This window comes from Cohnella soli (assembly GCF_042655525.1).
Classification (GTDB): Bacteria; Bacillota; Bacilli; order Paenibacillales; family Paenibacillaceae; genus Cohnella; species Cohnella soli.
In genome coordinates this window covers 153250-172777 of the sequence record NZ_JBHSMI010000015.1, presented here as the reverse complement: position 1 = coordinate 172777, position 19528 = coordinate 153250, and the positions used below count along the sequence as shown (strand labels likewise).

The following is a 19528-nucleotide window of genomic DNA, read 5'->3' as shown; positions in this document are numbered from 1 at the left end:
TGCTAGGTCGTGCTAGGTCGTGCTAGATTGCGTTACTTGGCCTTGCTGTACCACTCGTTCACTTCCCGGGTTTCATCATCGCCCCCGAGCTTCTTCCAATCGGCCACGAACTTGTCGAACTCGCTCATGTCCTTCTTGCCGATTATCATCTTCACGAACGCCTCGGACTCCAGCGTCGTCAAGGTTGCCCCTTTGTCGCTCATCGTCTGTGTCGGAGCGCCGCGATAAGCATTATAGACCCACAAATTGTTATCGAAGTAGTACTGAATGTCCGCCTGTGCGATTTCCCCTACGCCGCCGTTACCGAGCATCTTGTAAAAGCCCCACACCGTCTCATCTTTCTCGTCCGTCCATTTTTTGACCTTGTCGTACACGGACTGTTCGACTGCGTTGGCAGGAGTTCCGCCCGCTTCAAACAGCTCGTTCATTCTCTTGTGATAGCTCAAGTTCTCTTCCAATGTCGGCACGGAGATCGGGGAAAGCTTCCATATCTCTTTGCCGTCCGTAGAGATGCTATACTTGGCAGGGTCTTTCGGTCCCAGCGTTTTGAGCAGGTTCATCATCTTGACCAAAGCTTCGGGATGCTCAAATTTCTTGTTGACGACATAGTAGCCTGCAATGCCTGTATCTGCTTTCGGCTTGGCAATCGTTCCGTCTGCTGCCGGAATCAGATACGGCCGCCAGTCTGCCTCGGGATGGTCGCGGCGGCTGTCTTGCAGCGGGTAGATGCCGTTCCACATGAAGCCGTACATCATTCCAAGCTTTTGCGCGGCAATATCTTGTGCGATTTTGTCGGCAGGTTTAGCGTAAAATTCAGGGTCGATCTGTCCGTCTTTATACATCGCCGCTAATTTTTCAATGGCGCCCTTTGTTTCGGGAAGCGTGCTTCCGTTAATAAGCTGCCCGTCTTTTTCCAGCCAAGTTCCAGGATAAGCGTTGTAGCCGTAGAAAAACCCTCCCAAATCCAGTGCAAAATCTTTGCTGACAGCGAGCCCGAACGTGTCATTCTTCTTATTTCCGTCCGGATCGTTATGGGTAAACGCTTGGCTGATCGCATAGACGTCATCCATCGTTTTCGGAGGATTCATGCCTACTTTGTTTAACCAGTCTTGACGAATCCACAAAATGCCGCTGGCATTGTCGCTGACCGACCACATTTGCGGAATGGCATACACCTTTCCATTGTTCTTGGCTGCAATATAAGGATCGAAGTTATAGGTCGTGTAATTTTTCTTTACTTCGTCGATTCCATATTGGTCAACGAGACCGCCCACGTCCTGGATGATGTCGGCTTTGATCGCGGACTGCAATCCAGCCGTATCTAGCACCATCACATCAGGAATATCTCCTGAAGACAGAGACAGATTAAGCTTCTGCTGGTATTCTTCAGGGCTCTTGGCTATCCATTTGTATTTCACCTTGATGCCAAGCTCGTCCAAAAATGCCTTCGTCCAGACGTTATCTTCCAACGTAACGCCGTCGGTCAAAGTCGTTTTTTCGAATTGGTCGCTAATATTGCCGACAAAAGTGATCTCGATCGGCGGATCATATTTCCCGAACGGATCTACCTTTGTTGCTTCCGGAGACTGGCTTTCTGTCTGGCCCGTTGCCGATGCCGATCCGGGTGCAGTGGCGCTCGGATCAGAGGACTCATTTTTATTGGCACACGCAGCGATCGTGAACACCAATGCTGTCGCGCTGAGAAGAGCTATCGATTTCTTGACTTTGTTTACCATAACCGCCCTCCAAGTTCATTAGGTGTTGAATGGTCTCTTGGCCGTTGAGAACCATTGATGTGATAGCGCTATCGACAGGTCGTTGTCGACCTTAGTTTTATTGTAGAAACAGCCGCTTGCGCCAACAATCGGATTCTGTTGACGCGGCTGGGACTTTGTTGTCCAGTTATCGCTGGCTGATAATGACAGATGCAAACTCCGCTGCCCTACAGTCATACCAATAACGCACTGAAAGACGCTATCGATGTAAGACCAGCTCGCCAGCCCAGCAATAGCACACTGACAGACGCTATCGACGTATCACCAGACCATCAGCCCACCAATAACGCACTGACAGACGCTATCGACGTATCACCAGACCATCAGCCCACCAATAACGCACTGACAGACGCTATCGACATACGACCAGAGGGTGCTCTTTCTCTTATTTGTGCATTGTGCGCCGTACAATAAAAAACGGCACAAAGGTGTGGATCACCTTTGTGCCGCCATTTATTCATCAGTCACCGATTCAATAAGCTGCCGACGTAACGAAGCAGTTCGTTCGCGCAGTTCGGGCAATAATGATGCTCGTCGATCAACCGCTTCGTCACCTCGTTGATGCGCTTGAGCTGGCTTTCGTCCGGCGTCTTCGTGGACGTCGTAATTTTCACGATGTCTTTCAGGTCGGTGAACAACTTCTTCTCAATCGCCTCGCGCAGACGGTCGTGCATGCTGTAGTCGAACTTCTTGCCCTTGCGCGAATACGCCGAGATACGGATTAAAATTTCTTCGCGGAAAGCCTTCTTCGCATTCTCGGACACGCCGATCTGTTCCTCGATCGAACGCATAAGCCTCTCGTCCGGGTCCATCTCCTCGCCGGTGAGCGGATCTTTGATTTTCGACCAGTTGCAGTACGCTTCGATGTTGTCGAGATAGTTCTCGAACAACGTGCGCGCCGATTCCTCGAACGAGTAGACGAACGCCTTCTGAATTTCCTTTTTCGCCAGATTATCGTATTCTTTACGCGCGACGGAAATAAAATTCAAATATTTCTCCCGCTCTTCGCGCGTAATCGACGGATGCTGATCGAGTCCGTCTTTAAGCGCCCGCAACACATCCAGCGCGTTAATGCACGGCAAGTCTTGTTTGATAAGCGCGCTCGAAATCCGATTGATGACATAGCGGGGATCGATGCCCGACATGCCCTCTTCGACGAATTCGTTCTGCATCTCCTTCAGATCGGCTTCCTTGTACCCTTCGACTTCTTCCCCGTCGTACATCCGCATTTTTTTGACGAGATCCATGCCTTGTTTCTTCGATTCCTTGAGGCGAGTAAGTATGGAGAAAATAGCGGCGGCACGCAGTGCATGCGGCGCAATATGCACATGGCCCATATCGGATTGTCCGATCAGCTTCGTGTAAATTTTCTCTTCGGCGGACACTTTCAAGTTGTACGGAATCGGCATGACAATCATCCGCGATTGCAGTGCCTCGTTTTTCTTGTTCGAGATAAAAGCTTTATACTCCGATTCGTTCGTGTGAGCCACAATCATCTCGTCGGCAGAGATCAGTGCGAACCTTCCTGCCTTAAAGTTCCCTTCCTGCGTCAGCGACAGCAAATTCCATAGAAATTTCTCATCGCACTTCAGCATTTCCTGAAACTCCATCAGCCCGCGATTCGCTTTATTTAACTCCCCGTCGAAACGGTATGCGCGCGGGTCGGACTCCGAGCCGTACTCGGTAATCGTCGAGAAGTCGATGCTGCCGGTCAAGTCGGCAATATCTTGCGACTTCGGATCGGAAGGGCTGAACGTGCCGATACCCACGCGATTTTTCTCCGAGATGAGCACTCGCTCGATCGGCACCCGCTCGATATCCCCTTCGAATTCGGTACGCAGCCGCATCTGGCACGAAGGGCAAAGATCGCCTTCGATCCTTACGCCGAGCTCATTCTCCACTTCCGGTCGCAGCGCATCGGGGATCAGATGGAGCGGGTCCTCCTGCATCGGGCAGCCTCTGATCGCATAGACCGCTCCTCGTTCCGTCCGCGAAAATTGCTCCAACCCTTTCTTCAACATCGTGACGATCGTCGATTTCCCGCCGGACACAGGCCCCATCAGCAACAAAATCCTTTTGCGGACGTCCAGCCTTCTAGCGGCCGAGTGGAAATATTCTTCGACGAGTTTCTCGATCGTCTGGTCAAGCCCGAAAATCTCGGAGTTAAAAAACGTATATTTTTTACTCCCTCCCCGCTCCTCTACGCCATGGGACACGATCATGTCGTAAACCCGGGCATGAGCGGTCATCGCCGGAGCTTGATCGCGGCGAAGTAGATCGATGTATTCCCGAAACGTCCCCGACCAGCTAAGTCTCTCGCTCTCGGCCCGAAATTCCGAGATCCGGCTGAAGATGTCCATGCCGCTTCCTCCTCGCGTCTTTCTCTAGTGCATCGACGTATTACATTCTTATGCGGACGACCGAACGAATTTGACCTAACATTCAACGGACAGGCCGTCAATCAACCATGAGCGTTATGCTATAATGGCCGTAATAAGCCATGTGCCGGGTTATGCGCTTGCCGTAAGGAGGAAAAGAAAATGGCCGTCAAACACGAAACCGAGCTTTATCCCCCAGTCAAACGTTTTTTCGAGGAGCGCGGCTATGAAGTCAAAGCCGAAGTACGCGGCTGCGATCTCGTCGCATACCGCGCGGATTTGTCGGACCCCCTCATTGTCGAGATGAAAAAGACGTTCACCCTGCCGCTGCTGCTTCAAGGCGTCGACCGGCAGAAAACCGGAGGCGACGTCTGGCTCGCCGTCGAGCGGAATCGCGCGAAAAAAGGGGCGCACAACCAGCGCTACGGCGAGATTACCGCCTTATGCCGCAGACTCCAGCTCGGTTTCATGACGGTGACGTTCTATAAGACGAAAAAGCCGGTCATCGAAGTGTGGTGCGAACCGCCGGCTTCGCCCGAACGGCACGCCGTTAGCAGTGCTACCATCATGCTTGAGCCGCGTCCTCTCATCGCGGAACCATCTACGCCTTATACGGCTTATGCGCCAAGCAAACCGCCGCGTCGCTCCAAGGCGAAAGCCGAGAAGCTGCGCAAAGAGTTCGACGCTCGCAGCGGCGACTACAATGTCGGCGGTAGCACGAAGCGCAAACTTGTGACCGCATACCGAGAGAAATCGATTCAGTGTGCCCTTGCCCTTCAATGCCACGGTCCTTCCGCTCCCCGGCAAGTCCGGGCGCTCACGAATTGTCCGACGGCCGCTACATTGCTGCGCGACAACTATTACGGCTGGTTCGCTCATTTGGCCAAAGGCTCGTACGGCATTTCCGCCGCCGGGCAAGCCGCCTTGCACGAATATGCCGAGATTACTCGCGTATGGGCTAGCCGATTCCCATGGGCGGCGGAATACGTATTGACCGGCGATGACAGCGATGGTTCGGAGATAACGCTTAACTACGCGACCAGCGCCCCGTAAACTCTTCTACGCTCTCGGCAAGCCTCGCCAAACCTTGTTTCATCTGACGTTCGTCCGAAAAGGCGAAAGTCAGCCGAATCGTATTGGCGCGAGCATCCTTCACATAGTAAGGAGCACCCGGTTGAAAGATTAATCCTTTTAACCACGCAGACTTCAGCAACGATTCTCCGTCCAGTCCTTGGGGCAGCGTCACCCACAGGTGCAAACCGCCGCGAGGAGGGAGCCAGCCAAGATCGGGGATGCCTTTGCGAGACAGCAAATCGATCATTCTTTTCATTCGCTCCTCGCATTGTACACGCAGCATCTCGATAAGCGGTTCAAGCGGTTGTTCGTCGATTAATCGAGACAGTGCTAACATCTCTAATGTGTTCGACGGGGGTTCAGCCGCGCTGGTTGACGACTTTCGCCAGCGATCCGTCTGACCGGCGATCCAGCCGAGCTTAAGTCCCGCGATGAGTCCAGGAGGCAACTGGCCGATCGATAAGACACCGGGATCAAGCCTTCTCGCAGAAGGTCCCTTCTCCGGCTCGAACAGCAGCATCTCTTGCCTATCGTCCGTCACAAGCAGTACACCTGCTTCCGAACACCTTGCCTGGCAAGCCGAGCGCAGTTCGACGCTCCATGAAGTCCCTTCGGGATCTGTACAAGCCGGGGCGATGTACACCATTTTCGGCCGATACCGGAACAACGCTGTCGTTAAAGCTTCGGGGTCCATGCCCCGCCGATCTCCGGCAACCGCCTCCGTCTTTAACCCCGCTTTGCGAAAAACGTGCAGGGCCGATCTTGACGTCAGCTTCTCTGTCAGCACCGTGTCTCCCGGTTGTAGAAGCTGATCCGCGATCCACGCAAGCGCTCCGTCCGCCCCTTGCGTTACTTTCACTTGGCTTCCGTTGCCGCCAGTGCGTGCCTTCAGCAAATTTTGTGCAAGCAGCGACCTGAGCTTCTCGCCGTAGGGCTCGGCGTTACTTTCCCGAGTCCCGAATCGTTCCGTCGTAGCGATCGAGGCTGCTGCTTCTACCCGTTCTTCCCAATCGGCAGCCGATATCAAACCTTCCTTCGGCCATCCGCCCATCCAGTTGATCATCGCACCCAAGGCTCTTCCCTCCCTTGAAGATCTCGGCCTTATTTCATTTATATGACCGCCCTCAGATTGTCACAACATTTTGCGTTTTCTTTTTTCCGGTCGTTGGTTATAATAAAGGTAGTCAAGCGGAGGTGTGGAAAATGTTTCTGGCAGAAGCGGCTAGCGAAGCGGCGAATCAGATTAAACTGTTCGGAATGTCCAACAAATTCTGGATCGTTATTCTCGTACTCGTTCTGTTTGTCGTCTCCATCCTGACGGCATCTTATAACGAAGATAAGACCAAAGGGCTCTAACAGCCACCGAAAGCCGACCATCCTCTTCGATGGCCGGCTTTTTTCTTATACAAAAAAACCGTCCCGGCGGGACGGCTTCTCTGTGCCTTATGTTTACAGTCCGTGCATATCCTTCACGCAAGAAGCGCATACGTAACGCTCCTTGAATTCTCCGACGCCTTCCATCGAAGAACAGAACACGCAACGAGGCCGATAACGTTCCAGAATAATGTGATCTCCTTGGACCAGGATTTCTACCGGATCGCCTTCATTCATCTGATACCGTTTGCGTAACGATTTCGGAAGAACGATGCGGCCCAACTGATCCACTTTACGAACAACGCCTGCAGGTTTCAATGCTGTACCTCCATCCCATATGCTAATCTAGCTAGTAATAAATCCTCGAAACCTTTGCCACTCTACATATTTCTACATCTTATGACATTTTCCTGCCCAGAACTGGATTTGCTTACTATCGTGCAACAATACAGGCAAAATAGCCAAATAAAAATGAGATTTTGCGTCACTCTAATGGAAAATCGTTCTGTCTGAGCGCCTCGAACACAACGATCGCCGCCGAATTCGCCAAATTCAGCGAGCGGACTTTATCGGTCATCGGTATACGCATGCCCGTATCGGCATTCGCGTCCAGCAGCTCTTGCGGCAGCCCCTTTGTTTCGCGGCCGAACACGAAGTAGTCGCCATCCCGGAACGCGAAGTCGGAATAACGTTTCGTAACCCGAGTGCTAGCGAAGAAAAATCTTGCCCCGTCTTGCGCCGCCGCTTGCACTTCTTCGAACGAATCGTAATACGTAATGTTGACAGCGTACCAATAGTCCAATCCCGCCCGTTTCAGCGTTTTGTCATCCGTGTCGAAGCCAAGCGGACGTACAAGATGAAGATGCGTTCCCGTCGCGGCGCACGTTCGGGCAATATTGCCCGTGTTGGCCGGGATTTCCGGATTCACAAGCACGATGTGAAAAGGCATAAACGTTTCCTCCTTCGGAAAAAATCGAAAAATAGCGGCGAACAACCGCTATTTCTCGAAAACGGGCCGACGAGGCCCTTATGGATGATCATTCATTGGTAGATCAGCTGTTGCGGCTTTGGAAATCGCGCATGAACGCCGTAAGGGCCTTCACGCTTTCAAGCGGAGCAGCATTATAGATCGAAGCGCGCAAGCCGCCGACGCTGCGGTGGCCTTTCAATCCGACGAAGCCTTTTTCTTCGGACTCCTTAACGAATGCCGCCTCCAAATCCTTGTTCGCGAGCGTAAACGTCACGTTCATAATCGAACGGCTTCCTTTGTCCGCGAAGCCGTTGTAGAAGCCGTTGCTTGAATCGATCGCTTCGTACAAGATGGCTGCTTTCTCGTTGTTGCGGGCTTCCATACCTGCTGCGCCGCCGTTTTCCTTGATCCATTTCAATACTTCGCCGACCATATAGACCGCGAACGACGGCGGAGTATTGTACAACGAGTCATTCTTCGCATGCGTGTCGTAACGAAGCATCGTCGGTACTGTTATCGCCGGCTTCGCGATCAAATCCTCGCGAATGATGACGATCGTTACGCCCGAAGGGCCGAGGTTTTTCTGTGCGCCGGCATAGATAAGAGCGAACTTCGACACATCAATCGGACGGCACAAAATGTCGCTCGACAAGTCTCCGACAAGCGGCACGCTTCCCGTGTCCGGATATTCCGACCATTGCGTGCCCTCGATCGTTTCGTTCGATGTCAAGTGCAGGTATGCCGCATCTGCAGGGTAGTTCAATTCGCTGATGGCGGGAATGCGCTTATAAGCCTGCGCTTCCGAAGAAGCCGCGATCGCCGTCTCGCCGAACAGCTTCGCTTCCTGAATCGCCTTGGTCGCCCAGCTGCCCGTCGCCACGAACGATGCCGTCTTGCCTGGCGTCAGCAGGTTCATCGGAACCATCGCGAATTGCGTGCTTGCTCCGCCTTGGACGAATAATACTTTGTAGTTAGACGGAATAGCCATCAATTCCCGGAGCAAAGCTTCAGTCTCGAAGTGCACTTTCTCGTAGATCGCTCCGCGATGGGACATTTCCATCAAGGACATGCCGCTGTTCTCGAATTCGACGAATTTCTGCTGAGCTCTTTCCAGCACTTCCAGCGGAAGCGCCGCCGGGCCGGCATTGAAGTTATAAGCGCGGTTAGCCATCTTGTTCCCACCTTATCTTAAAATCATAATAGGCTTATCATATCAAAGCTTTACACCGTAGAGCAACCATTAACTGCTCTTGTTTTGCAGAAAATATCGCTAAATTCCGAACGAAAGCGGTGTCAGATGTGAATAATTTTCGCCTTTTTATCGGCTTGCCTTTGCCTGAGGCGCCGACCGCAGCGCTCGCTTCCATTATGCCCGCAATTGCGGGCGCAGGCGTGCGCTTTCGCAAGTGGACGCATCCGCAAGATTTGCATATTACGCTCCATTTTCTCGGCGATACTCCGGAGGCTCGCATACATGAGCTCGCCGCGCTGACCGCCGCCGCCGCGGCTAAGGCGGCGCCTTTCACGCTCGCGCTGGCCAGGCGGCCGGGCGTCTTCGGCCCGCCAGCCGCCGCGCCGCGCGTGTTATGGTGCGGCCTGGCCGCCCCTTCCGCGTCGGACGCGGAAGGGAATACGGCCGGCGACGCACCCATGGCGCTCGCCGCGCTGCATGCGCTGCACGCTGCGCTTGGCGAGCGCCTCAGGGCCTCCGGCTTCGCGACGGAGGCCAGATCTTACCGCGCGCACGTCACGCTCGCGCGGGATGCCGCCGCCGGCTACGATGCGGCGGCGCTTGAGGCGGCATGGCGGGACGCTTTCCCCGCCGTGCCGCCCGTTTGGCCGGCGGCCGAAGTTGCGTTGTACCGCACGCATTTGGGCCGCCGGCCAAGCTATGAGGCGATCGGACGTTACTCGATCGGGACGGATTCACCCACCAATATCCTCTTATGAAATTCCGAAAACAAACCATTCTATAAGCGTGGAGTCATTACGCCACAACAACTACGAGGAGGTTTTTCACCGAATGAAAAAAGCAGCAATCGCCCTTCTGGCCGCCAGCGTCCTTTTGACCTCAGCAACTGCCGCTTCCGCAGCGCCGGTTGACGGCCATCATAAAACACATCACAAAACGCACATGAAAGCAAAAGCGGCCCACAAACACAAAGTTCACGCAAAAAGCGCCAGCAAAGTGAAAAAGCTGGAAACAAAAAAAGCTAAGACACCAAAAAAACTGCCAAAAACAGGCTACGGCGGCATAAGCGAATAAACGACTTATTAAAGGACGTAGCTCTCCTTTTCTAGCGGACGGAGAACTCAGATGAAACAAACGCGCGTTTTGTTCGTTCTGTCGCTCCTCCTCGCCTGCTGCGGTTGCGGAAGCGAACACGACCCGGTCAAAGACAAGGCAGTGCCTGAGTACTTTTCTCATGCTTCGCCGTTACCGTCACCGTCCTCCGTCATCCGGAAGGCGGTGACGGAACAAGCGAAAACTGATGCGGCACCGCCGCCTGTCTCACCGACACCATCCGCAACCGTTAAAGTTAGGGAAACGAAGCAGCAGCCGCTTCTTCCCGATACGATCTGGATTCCGTCGGTCCAAATCAAGTCCAAAGTCGAACCCGTCGGCGTGCTCGACAACGGGCAGATGGACGTTCCGAAATCGCCCGAGATCGTCGGCGTACTCGCCTCGGTTAAACCGGGACAACCCGGCAACGCCATTATTGCAGGCCATGTGGACAACTATACGGGACCCGCGATTTTTTACGGACTGAAGCGTCTAAAGCCCGGACATCCCATTGTTTTGTCCAATACGTCGGGGCAATATTTGGTGTTCAGCGTCGTTTCCGTAGAAACATTCGACACGGCGAAAGCACCCGTTGAGCGGATATTCGGTAAAACCGACGAGGCTCGACTAAACTTGATTACTTGCACAGGCAAGTTCGACAGGAAGAAAAAAGAGCATCTCAAACGTCTGGTCGTGTTTACTCGGCTGATGCAATAAGGTTCAAAAAAAGCGGCTCGGGGAACGATCCCCAGCCGCTAATTGTATATTCAACTCTCTTGGGAAAGCGAAAGAGGGTATCGCAGCTTTTTTTGATTCGGCTGTATTGTTGTCCACGCGGTTTCCGTCATCGGTACATAACTTAATTTTACGATTTCTTTATTTTTGACGGAGGCTTACGATGAATAGCAAAAACGGTCTGGTAGGTATTCTGGTCGCCAATCAAAGGCAAAGAAAATATGCCCTTAGTCAGTTTCTGTCGCACAACGCAGCCGGGATGAAGCTAATCTCCTTCACCCCCTCGTCCATCGACTGGAAACAGAGAACCGTCATCGGATTGCATCGGGTCAAAGGGAAGTGGGCGGTCGGGAGATTTCCTCTTCCTCAAGTCGTATACAATCGTTGCTACGGCACCGAACCAAAACAGATTGAACGGTTAGATGCGGCAATCGGAGGCGGCAAATGCTTTAATAAGATTAACCAGCTCAACAAGCTGGACATTTACAATGTTCTCAATAGATGGCTCACCGACTATTTGCCAGAGACCGTTTTGTATGACCCGGAGAACGCCTTGAACTTGCTGGAACGATATAAAGTTGTTTATTTCAAACCGTTCTATGGAAACATGGGTAGAAAAGTTTATCGGGCGGAGATAAATAGCGCAGGGGAAATTCTCATCGGCCACCACTACTTCTCTCCCAAGACGATCGCGAAGAACCTTGACTCGTTTCATGAGAAAGTGGGGCAGCTTCTTGGCTCTACCTCTTCCATCGTTCAAAGAGGCATCCCTATTCAACAAACAAATGGCCAAGTTTTCGATATCCGTTCTCTCGTTCAGAAAAACGAAAAAGGGTTATGGTCCGTAACGAATCTTGTGAGCCGAATCGCTTATAAGGGCAGCTATAATACAAGCATCTTCGTGAAAGTCTGCCAGTCGGAAGAAGTACTCAAGCAATTGTACCCAGCTGCCAAGGTAAAAGAGATCATGACTTCCATCTACGATATTAGCCTAAGATCGGCGGAAATTATCGACATGAGCACGGATTATCATCTAGGCGAGTTCAGTGTCGACGTCGCGTTGGACAACGACTCCCACCCTTGGATTATCGAATTGAACGGCAAACCCCAGAAGGAACTTTATAAAGAGATCGCTAATCGTTCGGTCGTCTACCAACGTCCGATCCAATACGCACGATATTTGTACGGGAAGCAACCGTTGTGATGTCCAGTATATGGGTGAATGCTTGACTCTGTTCTTAAAGATTGCGGCTGAATCATGCGTGCCAATACATTTTCTCATACAAAAAAGCGCCCCTCGGGGCGCTTTTCGTCGGTAATCATTATTAGCAATCGAAATATAGGCCGAACTCGTGAGGATGGATGCGGATCGCAACCGATTTGGCTTCAGCACGTTTCACCGCAACATAGTTCTCGATGAAATCTTTCGTGAATACGCCGCCTTCGATCAAGAAGTCGTTATCAGCTTCCAGAGCGTCAAGCGCTTCGTCCAATGTGCCCGGTGCGCTGCGAATTTCTTTCTTCTGATCGTCGGAAAGCTCGTAAATGTTCGTATCGAAAGGACCGTAGCCGAGTGCGCGCGGATCGATTTTGCGTTTGATGCCGTCCAGACCTGCCATCAGCATCGCTGCGAAAGCGAGGTACGGGTTCGCCGTGGAGTCCGGCGTACGGAACTCAATGCGGCAGCCTTTAGGCGTAACCGCAGCGATCGGAATACGAATTGCAGCGGAACGGTTGCCTTTGGAGAATACAAGGTTAATCGGCGCTTCGTAACCAGGCACGAGACGTCTGAACGAGTTCGTGGACGGGTTCGTAATTGCGATCAACGCCGGAGCGTGGTAGAGAATACCGCCGATGTAGTTCAGCGCCAATTCGCTCAAGTTCGCATACGCGCCTGCTTCATAGAACAAAGGCTCGCTGCCATTAAAGATAGACGTATGAACGTGCATGCCACTACCGTTGTCTCCGAAAAGAGGCTTCGGCATAAAAGTTGCAACTTTGCCGTATTGGCGAGCAACGTTGTGCACGATATATTTGTATTTCATCAGATTGTCAGCCGTTGTCGTCAACGTATCGAAACGGAAGTTGATTTCCGCTTGGCCGGCAGTCGCCACTTCGTGGTGGTGACGTTCAACGCGTAGGCCGGATTCTTGCATCAAACGAACCATTTCGCTACGGATGTCTTGTTGGGAATCAACTGGAGCAACCGGAACATATCCGCCTTTGACGCCGATTTTGAAGCCGAGGTTGCCGCCTTCTTCTTTGCGATTCGTATTCCAAGCCGCTTCTTCGGAATCTACGAAATACGAAGAGGAGTTCATTGTCGATTCGTAACGAACATCGTCGAAAATGAAAAATTCGGATTCAGGAGCGAAGAACGCAGTCGTGCCCACACCGGATTGTTGCAGGAACTCTTCGGCTTTGTGTGCGATCGAACGCGGGTCGCGCTCGTAATGTTGGCCGTCCGGCGTGTGGATGTTGGAGACAATAACCAACGTAGCATGTGCCGTGAATGGATCGACATAAGCTGTGCCTGGGTCCGGCATCATAACCATGTCAGATTCTTCAATGCCGCGGAAACCAGTGATGGAGGAACCGTCGAATGCAACGCCGTTAACGAAAGTATCTGCATCAACTTCGGTAGCAGGCAATGTGATGTGATGTCCGCGACCGAGGAGATCTACGAAACGGAAATCCACGAACTCAATATTCTTTTCCTTGATTAAATCCAATAATTGTTGTACCGACATCTTAATTTCCTCCCTATTTCCGAACATTAAGTGATTAAAGCCGATCGAATGTTCAAGTTTTCATCGAACTTATGAAGTTATTATAAAACTCCCCTTTAGGAGCGTCAATACTTATGTCAGGTATTTTTTGAACTCATGTCAGGTATTCTTACAAATTCATCAAATGTTCAAACTTCGTCCTTCTCCCCTTCTTTTCGACAGGTTTCACGGAACGCAAAAACAACGTAGCGACCGCTCACGGGGATAAGCGTCGTTACGTTGTTTTTGAATCGCACTATTACTTTTTCCAAGTTGCGAAAGCTTCTGCGGGTGCCTTAACCGTTTCAAATTTCTTGCCTAACAACGGAGACAGCTGCTCTAGCTCCTTGAGCAAATTCGCAAACTGATCCGGGAACAGCGATTGAACGCCGTCGCCAGTCGCCGAATTGTCGGGATCGGTGTGCATTTCGATGATCAAGCCGTTCGCGCCAGCGGCAACGGAAGCTTTCGTCATCGTTTCCACCAGTTCCCTACGGCCCGTCGCATGGCTAGGGTCCGCGATAACCGGCAAGTGCGATAGCTGCTGAATGACAGGAATAGCAGCCAAGTCAAACGTATTGCGGGTATACGTTTCGAATGTACGAATTCCGCGTTCGCACAACATCACGTTCGGATTGCCGCCTGCGAGAATGTATTCCGCCGCATTCAACCATTCGTCGTAAGTTGAGCTGAATCCGCGCTTGAGAAGAACCGGATTCTGGATCGTGCCCAGCTTGCGCAACAGGTCGAAGTTCTGCATGTTACGCGTGCCGACTTGCATAATGTCCGCGTATTCCGCGCACACGTCTACGAATTCGGGAGCCATGACTTCCGTAATGGTCAGCAGGCCGTATTTCTCGCCAGCGTCTTTCATCCATTTCAAACCTTCAATGCCGATGCCTTGGAAGCTGTACGGCCCGGTGCGAGGTTTGAACGCGCCGCCGCGAAGCACTTGGCCGCCCGCCGCCTTAACAAGACGCGCGATCTCATCGATCTGCTCCGGCGTTTCCACCGCGCATGGTCCGCCCATAACAACGAGGTCTTCTCCGCCGATCTTGACGCCTTTCACTTCAATGACCGTGTTGTCCGGATGGAAGTCGCGGCTAGCGAGCTTGTAGGACTTGGAAATCTTGATGACGTTCTCGACGCCTTTCATGGAACGTATATGCTCAGCGAGCGAAGGCTCGGCTTTGCCAATAATACCGATAACGGTGCGGTCTACGCCGCGGGATACGTGCGCTTGTACGCCTGAGTTCTCAATCTGGCGAACAATTTCAGCGATGCGCTCCTCAGCAATATTCGGGGATGTAATCACGATCATTTCAGCCACGCTCCTATCGTTTAGCGCGTATACGCTGCAACGCTTATACGCTTTTAAGCACTAAAGCAAATATACGCGATTTCTCGATTGCTGTCAACATGTCGATCAGAAAAATGTCGATCAGAAAAAAAAGATTCCGACCCGGCCAAGACCAGATCGGAACCCCTATCAATTCATGTCCGCTTCAAGCGGCCCTGCCAACTCTTGCAAGTAGAATAGTTTGCCAGGCAGCGTCGGCATGTAAGTCGATGGAAGCCAGCGGTCCGGCCCGTGACGCAACGTCGTCCACAACGAGAGCCCTTGCCATTGCATACCTCTGCCTAGCGCACCGTCGCATCCGCCAATAATATAGTCTGATTGGAGAAATAGCCCGGGTCCAATCGTGTTCGCGCGACATGGAACCAACGTCGTTCTGCTCTTAAAGCTAGTGATCGCATTTTGCTCGATTGTCAAAGGGTGCAACTGAGCCCCGATCCGATAAGACTGTTGGCTCCATTCCGCATCATTCTCGAATTCCGCGCCGAAATGAGGCTCCCAGAACGCGATATGCATCATCCGCCCGATGCCGAATACCGTAATCAGTTCGGCTCCTTCTGCCTTTAACGCTGAAATTTTCTCCGCGTACGTCGGCAGCATTGCTTTCGTAGCAAAGTGTCGTTGATTGGCCGGTACCGTCAGCTCTCCAAGCGGTCCATAGAAAGCCTGTTCCATTGCATTCTGGAACGAGCCCGGGTGATCCGAAGGAAGCGTGTTACCTTCCCCATCGCTCCACTCGTCCATGTTAAAGCCATATACGTGAGCGCAATCAACCTGCCATTCCTTCAGGAAGTAGACTGCCCACTTATACATCCCCATCGGACCTACCGGCAAAATAAATGCAATCTTGCGACCAGCCTGCTTGCTCCTGCGAATGTGCACAGCAATTTCATGCCCCATTTTCACATCAAGCTCCTGCACTTCCTGGCAAGAGATCGGCTGAAAGCCATCGTTCCAGAAAGATTGACGCTCTCCGATCGTCTCCGGCATGTTCGAGCAGCAGCGGTCGATCTTCTCCATGTCCCAACCCGCAGGATAGAAGCCTTCCAGCATAGATCCTTTAACGGTTTGCATAAAATTCATACGGTCCATCCTCCCGTGCTCATGTATGGCCGGAATAATCCGGCATTTAAGGAAGCAATCTCTCTGTCGTCAACCGCGGCCAGGCTTCGCATTGTTTAAACCCCTCCGCGTAAGGCTTACCGCATTGCAATCCGCGAAATTTGGACACCGTTCTGACGAAATCGAGAAAATCGATGCCATCATGCTCGTACAACCACTTGATCTGGCTCTGATGACAGTCATTCATCTGTATTTTCGTCTCTATATAATCGCTAATGTCCACATATTCAGTCGGCAGAAACCCGACTCCGGCCAGCGTGTCCATATAATAAATAGGAGCCACTTTAGTATGGGCTTCTTCCCCGTCTGTCGGCTGATAATGAGGCACAGTAGCCGCGAAGCTGGCATCGAACACCGCGCGCGATACTTCCATATGGTCTTTCATATAATCTTCGGGCGGATGAGTAATGATATAATCCGGCCTAACCTTGCGAATCACCTGAACCAGCTTGCCGACCAGCTCGTCCTGATCGGATTTAACAGCCAGATCAGGCACATCCAGACTAATGACTTCCGCGCCAATTAAATTGCCGGCCGCCTTGGCCTCCAGTCTTCTGATGGCTTTCAGTTCATCCGGTACAATCTGCTTATGTCCCTTATCCCCGTTAGCAACATGCACCATCGTTACCCGGTGACCTTTCGCTGCCAATTTTGCAAGTGTCCCGCCGCAACCGATTTCCAGATCGTCCGGATGACAGCCAACCGCCAATACGTTCACCGCAACTCCTCCATCTCTTTCATCTGGCTTCCCCCTGAGTGTAAGCCATCCCCTCTCACTATTCTTTAGCAAAAAGACCGCGAAACGTAGCAATAAGTCCTTTTACAACATCCCGGTAATACCAAAACTTAATGTATAATAGACACAAGGTAAACTGTGCAACGGAGGCGTTAGTCGATGAAGGGAACTATCACACCATTCGCCCGGACCAGACTTCACGACTCCTTATCGGTCAAGGAGCTTATTTCGTTTCATTACTTCGAGTTTTCCAAAGACTTCGCTTTCGAAGGCGAGAAACATGATTTTTGGGAGTTTGTATATGTCGATAAAGGAGAGTTGGATGTATTCGCTGATACCGAGGGCTATCGCCTGAGGCAAGGGGATATGATCTTTCACAAGCCGAATGAATTTCATGGCGTCTGGGCGAACAAGAAAGTCGCACCGAACGTCATTATTTTGTCATTCGTCTGTCGTTCCAAGGAAATCGCTTTTTTTGAAAATAAAATTTTCACCCTGAACGAGAAGCAAAAGGAAATATTGGCGCAAATCATGAAGAACGGATTCGCGGCTTTCTCTCCTCCGTTCGACGACCCGCGCGACCACACGCTGCACAGACGCCCGGATGCTCCCATCGGTTCCGAGCAGTTAATTCGAATTTATTTGGAGATGCTGCTTATACGTTTGAGGAATGACGGGGATGCGCTTGCCGGACGGGAGCAACGTTTATCCGGCTCGATCAAGCGAAGAAGCGAAGAAGATTTGGTCAACCGGATGTGCGATTATATGGCACAGCATGTTTACGACGATGTCCGCCTCGAGCAAATCTATAAACAATTTAATTTAAGCAAAAGCCACGCTCTCTCGATTTTCAAAGCCGCCAGAGGCGTCGGCATCATGAAATACTATCGCGACTTAAAAATTCAGCATGCCAAGAGCATCATCCGGACCGAACAGCATACGTTCACCGAGATCGCGGAGATGCTCCGTTACAGCAGCGTTCACAGCTTCTCTAGACATTTCAAATCCATAACCGACATGTCCCCGTCCGAGTATTTGCGCACGGTCATGGCGAAGATTTGAACGAAATGAATATTACGGCTCAACCGAAAACGTGCATGTCGACAATCCGTCGCCAAGCGTAAACGCGTAAATGCCAGGCTGCGGATCTTTGATCAGAAAAACATTATCTCCAGGCTGCAGCGGAGCGTTGACGTCAAGATCGTTCGAAACGAGCGTCAGGCCCGACGAACCATCGGAAGCGACATGGAATACGGCCTTAATCATCGTTCCTGCCTTAAAAACGGTATTACGTGCAGAAAATCCAGACGGCGTCACTTCGAGCGTTGCCATTTGCAAATTGTTTTCTTCGTCATATTGTGCCGTTTGCGTTAACGGCTGGCCGATTTGGGCAGAAAGAATGTCATCCTTGCGCGCAATCGTAATCGCAGCCACGATTACGCAACAGACCGCAAGCAAAGCAATTCCCGTGAATGGCTGCTTTGCGCCCCCCTGCTTACCAACCTGATTCGCAGCTTTTTGTGCCTGCTGGCGATTATTCCGTTCCCTGCCCGCATTCCATTCGCCGAAACGTTGCAGCAAATACATAAAAACAACGAATATCGTGTCCACGATCAGAACAATTTGTGGCCTCACGAACAATATCGTTCCGAGAACGCTCCCCGCCATTGCACCGATCCATCCCGCCAAAATACCGGCAATCGCAACTCGTGCCTGCAGCGGCCACCTGGAACATGCCCCAACGATCGCCGCGAACAACAGACAGACACCAGTGGATGTGAACAAACCGTAATGGAACGTCTGCGCAAACACAATGCCAAAAGCAAAGCTGGATGCGAAGGAAGCTGACAATCCCACGACTGCTCGGGTAAACGTCCCCTCTATTCTCCGCGCGTTAAAATATAACGTATACGCTGCAAGCAACGCGATGATAATCAAACTCCCATAATGAAGCGCCATGAAAAGAACCTCCGTTTCTCGGTATCCGGCAACATTACAACTTAGATGCGAAATCCCAATCCGGGTACACGTAGGGCGCATTTTTTACGTTGGCAGGTTCGATTGTCTCGACGTTAATTTTTATGACCTTGATGCCATGGAATATCGTCGAATCGATCGTTCCGGTAATTGTAATCCATGAATCGTCCGAATAATTTCCGGCATCCGGTGACTCAACTATGATGCCGTATGGAGAAATATCGGCAATGCAATGCGTCATAGCCAATCTTCCAATGATGAACTGCGAACCCGAAATGCCTTCTTCCCGGTAAACAAAGCCGGTGATCTTGATTTCCTTGCCGGCAAATTGATCTGCGAACGTATTCAATGCTTGCAATTTTTCGATAAACCATTCGTCTTTCATTTCGATTACGTTTTGCTGATATAACTTCATGCCTAATTTGGCGTAATCTCTGTTTATTGGGGTCGTTCTGAACAAGCTTCTCAGCGCGGGATCCCCATCGCTTTGCAGTTCCACCATTTCGGCCGACGCGGCGGCTTGATCGGCGGCAACTCCGCCAAGGTTCATTCCTCGTTTGGAAGCAAGCGAACCTGCAAGCGCAGTGTTCGGCAATAGACTCCCCAGCACAAGCGGCAGCAGGAACATGCTGTAAATAAGAACATTTTTCCAAGGCGAGTTGGAAGGCTCATGACTATGCTGTTCATCATGATCGTCATGATCATGCCCGCACTGGCAAACGATAATCGTTTGTTTAAGCGAGACGATCGAAATGTAAAATTGGAAAGCCGATATGACCAGTAGCCCCGCGCCTGCCGCGACTAAATAAACGATAAGTTTTGGCGCCACATAGAGAAGAGCATCTCCGCTAATAACCAAATAACCGATCAAACAGGCAAAAGCGAGCAGAATAAACGCCCGCAAAAAGTTATGGCCATCCGCCGCGCTCACTTTTCTCATCGTGATTCACCTTCTTACATCAGATTTCGCCTGCCAGC

At 51.5% G+C, this 19528-nt stretch carries 19 protein-coding genes; 7 read left to right on the top strand and 12 right to left on the bottom strand.

Features of this window, described 5'->3' with window-relative positions; genetic code table 11:
* Positions 1-32 precede the first annotated feature (32 nt).
* Both ACFPOF_RS08730 and ACFPOF_RS08725 read right to left on the bottom strand, forming a co-directional pair.
* Positions 33-1736 carry a type 2 periplasmic-binding domain-containing protein gene (locus ACFPOF_RS08730; protein WP_378131632.1) on the bottom strand — a complete coding sequence of 568 codons (1704 nt, stop codon included), beginning with the start codon at positions 1734-1736 and terminating at the stop codon, positions 33-35.
* A 503-nt stretch (positions 1737-2239) separates the two neighbouring features.
* A complete protein-coding gene (locus ACFPOF_RS08725) occupies positions 2240-4135 on the bottom strand; it encodes a PrkA family serine protein kinase (protein WP_378131630.1) in 1896 nt (631 codons plus the stop codon).
* A gap of 180 nt (positions 4136-4315) precedes the next feature.
* On the opposite strand from ACFPOF_RS08725, the gene ACFPOF_RS08720 reads away from it, so the two are divergent.
* A complete protein-coding gene (locus ACFPOF_RS08720; RefSeq protein ID WP_378131628.1) occupies positions 4316-5206 on the top strand; it encodes a DUF2161 domain-containing phosphodiesterase in 891 nt (296 codons plus the stop codon).
* On the opposite strand, the gene ACFPOF_RS08715 is transcribed toward ACFPOF_RS08720, so the two are convergent.
* Positions 5181-6290: an aminotransferase class I/II-fold pyridoxal phosphate-dependent enzyme gene (locus ACFPOF_RS08715; protein WP_378131801.1), complete on the bottom strand. Its 1110-nt coding sequence runs from the start codon at positions 6288-6290 to the stop codon at positions 5181-5183. The genes ACFPOF_RS08720 and ACFPOF_RS08715 overlap by 26 nt on opposite strands.
* Before the next feature lie 140 nt (positions 6291-6430).
* Here ACFPOF_RS08715 and ACFPOF_RS08710 point away from each other — a divergent pair, with 140 nt between their 5' ends.
* A complete protein-coding gene (locus ACFPOF_RS08710; protein ID WP_378131626.1) occupies positions 6431-6583 on the top strand; it encodes a hypothetical protein in 153 nt (50 codons plus the stop codon).
* A gap of 93 nt (positions 6584-6676) precedes the next feature.
* Here the strand turns inward: ACFPOF_RS08710 and ACFPOF_RS08705 are convergent, their stop codons facing one another.
* The 3 genes from ACFPOF_RS08705 to serC form a co-directional block, all read right to left on the bottom strand.
* The gene (locus tag ACFPOF_RS08705; protein WP_115992011.1) at positions 6677-6919 is read right to left on the bottom strand and encodes an AbrB/MazE/SpoVT family DNA-binding domain-containing protein; all 243 of its coding nucleotides are present in this window, start codon (positions 6917-6919) and stop codon (positions 6677-6679) included.
* A gap of 166 nt (positions 6920-7085) precedes the next feature.
* Entirely contained in the window at positions 7086-7550 is a 465-nt protein-coding gene (trmL, locus tag ACFPOF_RS08700; protein WP_378131624.1) for a tRNA (uridine(34)/cytosine(34)/5-carboxymethylaminomethyluridine(34)-2'-O)-methyltransferase TrmL, read from the bottom strand.
* Positions 7551-7653: 103 nt separating this feature from the next.
* Positions 7654-8742, bottom strand: a complete 1089-nt coding sequence (gene serC / locus ACFPOF_RS08695; protein ID WP_378131622.1) for a 3-phosphoserine/phosphohydroxythreonine transaminase — start codon at positions 8740-8742, stop codon at positions 7654-7656.
* 128 nt (positions 8743-8870) lie between these two features.
* Between serC and ACFPOF_RS08690 the strand changes: the two genes are divergently transcribed.
* From ACFPOF_RS08690 to ACFPOF_RS08675, 4 genes are all read left to right on the top strand, one after another.
* Complete coding sequence (locus ACFPOF_RS08690) at positions 8871-9521, top strand: 2'-5' RNA ligase family protein (protein ID WP_378131621.1); 651 nt, start codon at positions 8871-8873, stop codon at positions 9519-9521.
* Positions 9522-9594: 73 nt separating this feature from the next.
* Positions 9595-9837 carry a hypothetical protein gene (locus tag ACFPOF_RS08685; protein ID WP_378131619.1) on the top strand — a complete coding sequence of 81 codons (243 nt, stop codon included), beginning with the start codon at positions 9595-9597 and terminating at the stop codon, positions 9835-9837.
* 51 nt (positions 9838-9888) lie between these two features.
* On the top strand, positions 9889-10572 hold the full coding sequence (locus ACFPOF_RS08680; protein ID WP_378131617.1) for a class F sortase: 684 nt from the start codon (positions 9889-9891) through the stop codon (positions 10570-10572).
* 181 nt (positions 10573-10753) lie between these two features.
* The gene (locus ACFPOF_RS08675) at positions 10754-11794 is read left to right on the top strand and encodes a YheC/YheD family endospore coat-associated protein (RefSeq protein WP_378131615.1); all 1041 of its coding nucleotides are present in this window, start codon (positions 10754-10756) and stop codon (positions 11792-11794) included.
* Positions 11795-11915: 121 nt separating this feature from the next.
* Here the strand turns inward: ACFPOF_RS08675 and glnA are convergent, their stop codons facing one another.
* The 4 genes from glnA to ACFPOF_RS08655 all read right to left on the bottom strand — a co-directional run bounded on the left by glnA (position 11916) and on the right by ACFPOF_RS08655 (position 16555).
* On the bottom strand, positions 11916-13340 hold the full coding sequence (gene glnA / locus ACFPOF_RS08670) for a type I glutamate--ammonia ligase (RefSeq protein ID WP_378131613.1): 1425 nt from the start codon (positions 13338-13340) through the stop codon (positions 11916-11918).
* A gap of 277 nt (positions 13341-13617) precedes the next feature.
* Complete coding sequence (gene aroF, locus ACFPOF_RS08665; protein WP_378131611.1) at positions 13618-14679, bottom strand: 3-deoxy-7-phosphoheptulonate synthase; 1062 nt, start codon at positions 14677-14679, stop codon at positions 13618-13620.
* 168 nt (positions 14680-14847) lie between these two features.
* On the bottom strand, positions 14848-15798 hold the full coding sequence (locus tag ACFPOF_RS08660; protein ID WP_378131609.1) for a sugar phosphate isomerase family: 951 nt from the start codon (positions 15796-15798) through the stop codon (positions 14848-14850).
* A gap of 46 nt (positions 15799-15844) precedes the next feature.
* Positions 15845-16555 carry a PIG-L deacetylase family protein gene (locus tag ACFPOF_RS08655; RefSeq protein ID WP_378131607.1) on the bottom strand — a complete coding sequence of 237 codons (711 nt, stop codon included), beginning with the start codon at positions 16553-16555 and terminating at the stop codon, positions 15845-15847.
* 177 nt (positions 16556-16732) lie between these two features.
* Between ACFPOF_RS08655 and ACFPOF_RS08650 the strand changes: the two genes are divergently transcribed.
* The gene (locus tag ACFPOF_RS08650) at positions 16733-17635 is read left to right on the top strand and encodes an AraC family transcriptional regulator (protein ID WP_378131605.1); all 903 of its coding nucleotides are present in this window, start codon (positions 16733-16735) and stop codon (positions 17633-17635) included.
* Positions 17636-17647: 12 nt separating this feature from the next.
* Here the strand turns inward: ACFPOF_RS08650 and ACFPOF_RS08645 are convergent, their stop codons facing one another.
* Both ACFPOF_RS08645 and ACFPOF_RS08640 read right to left on the bottom strand, forming a co-directional pair.
* Positions 17648-18532, bottom strand: coding sequence for a hypothetical protein (locus tag ACFPOF_RS08645; RefSeq protein WP_378131603.1), 885 nt, complete (start codon positions 18530-18532; stop codon positions 17648-17650).
* 34 nt (positions 18533-18566) lie between these two features.
* On the bottom strand, positions 18567-19490 hold the full coding sequence (locus tag ACFPOF_RS08640; protein ID WP_378131601.1) for a TIGR03943 family putative permease subunit: 924 nt from the start codon (positions 19488-19490) through the stop codon (positions 18567-18569).
* Positions 19491-19528 lie beyond the last annotated feature (38 nt).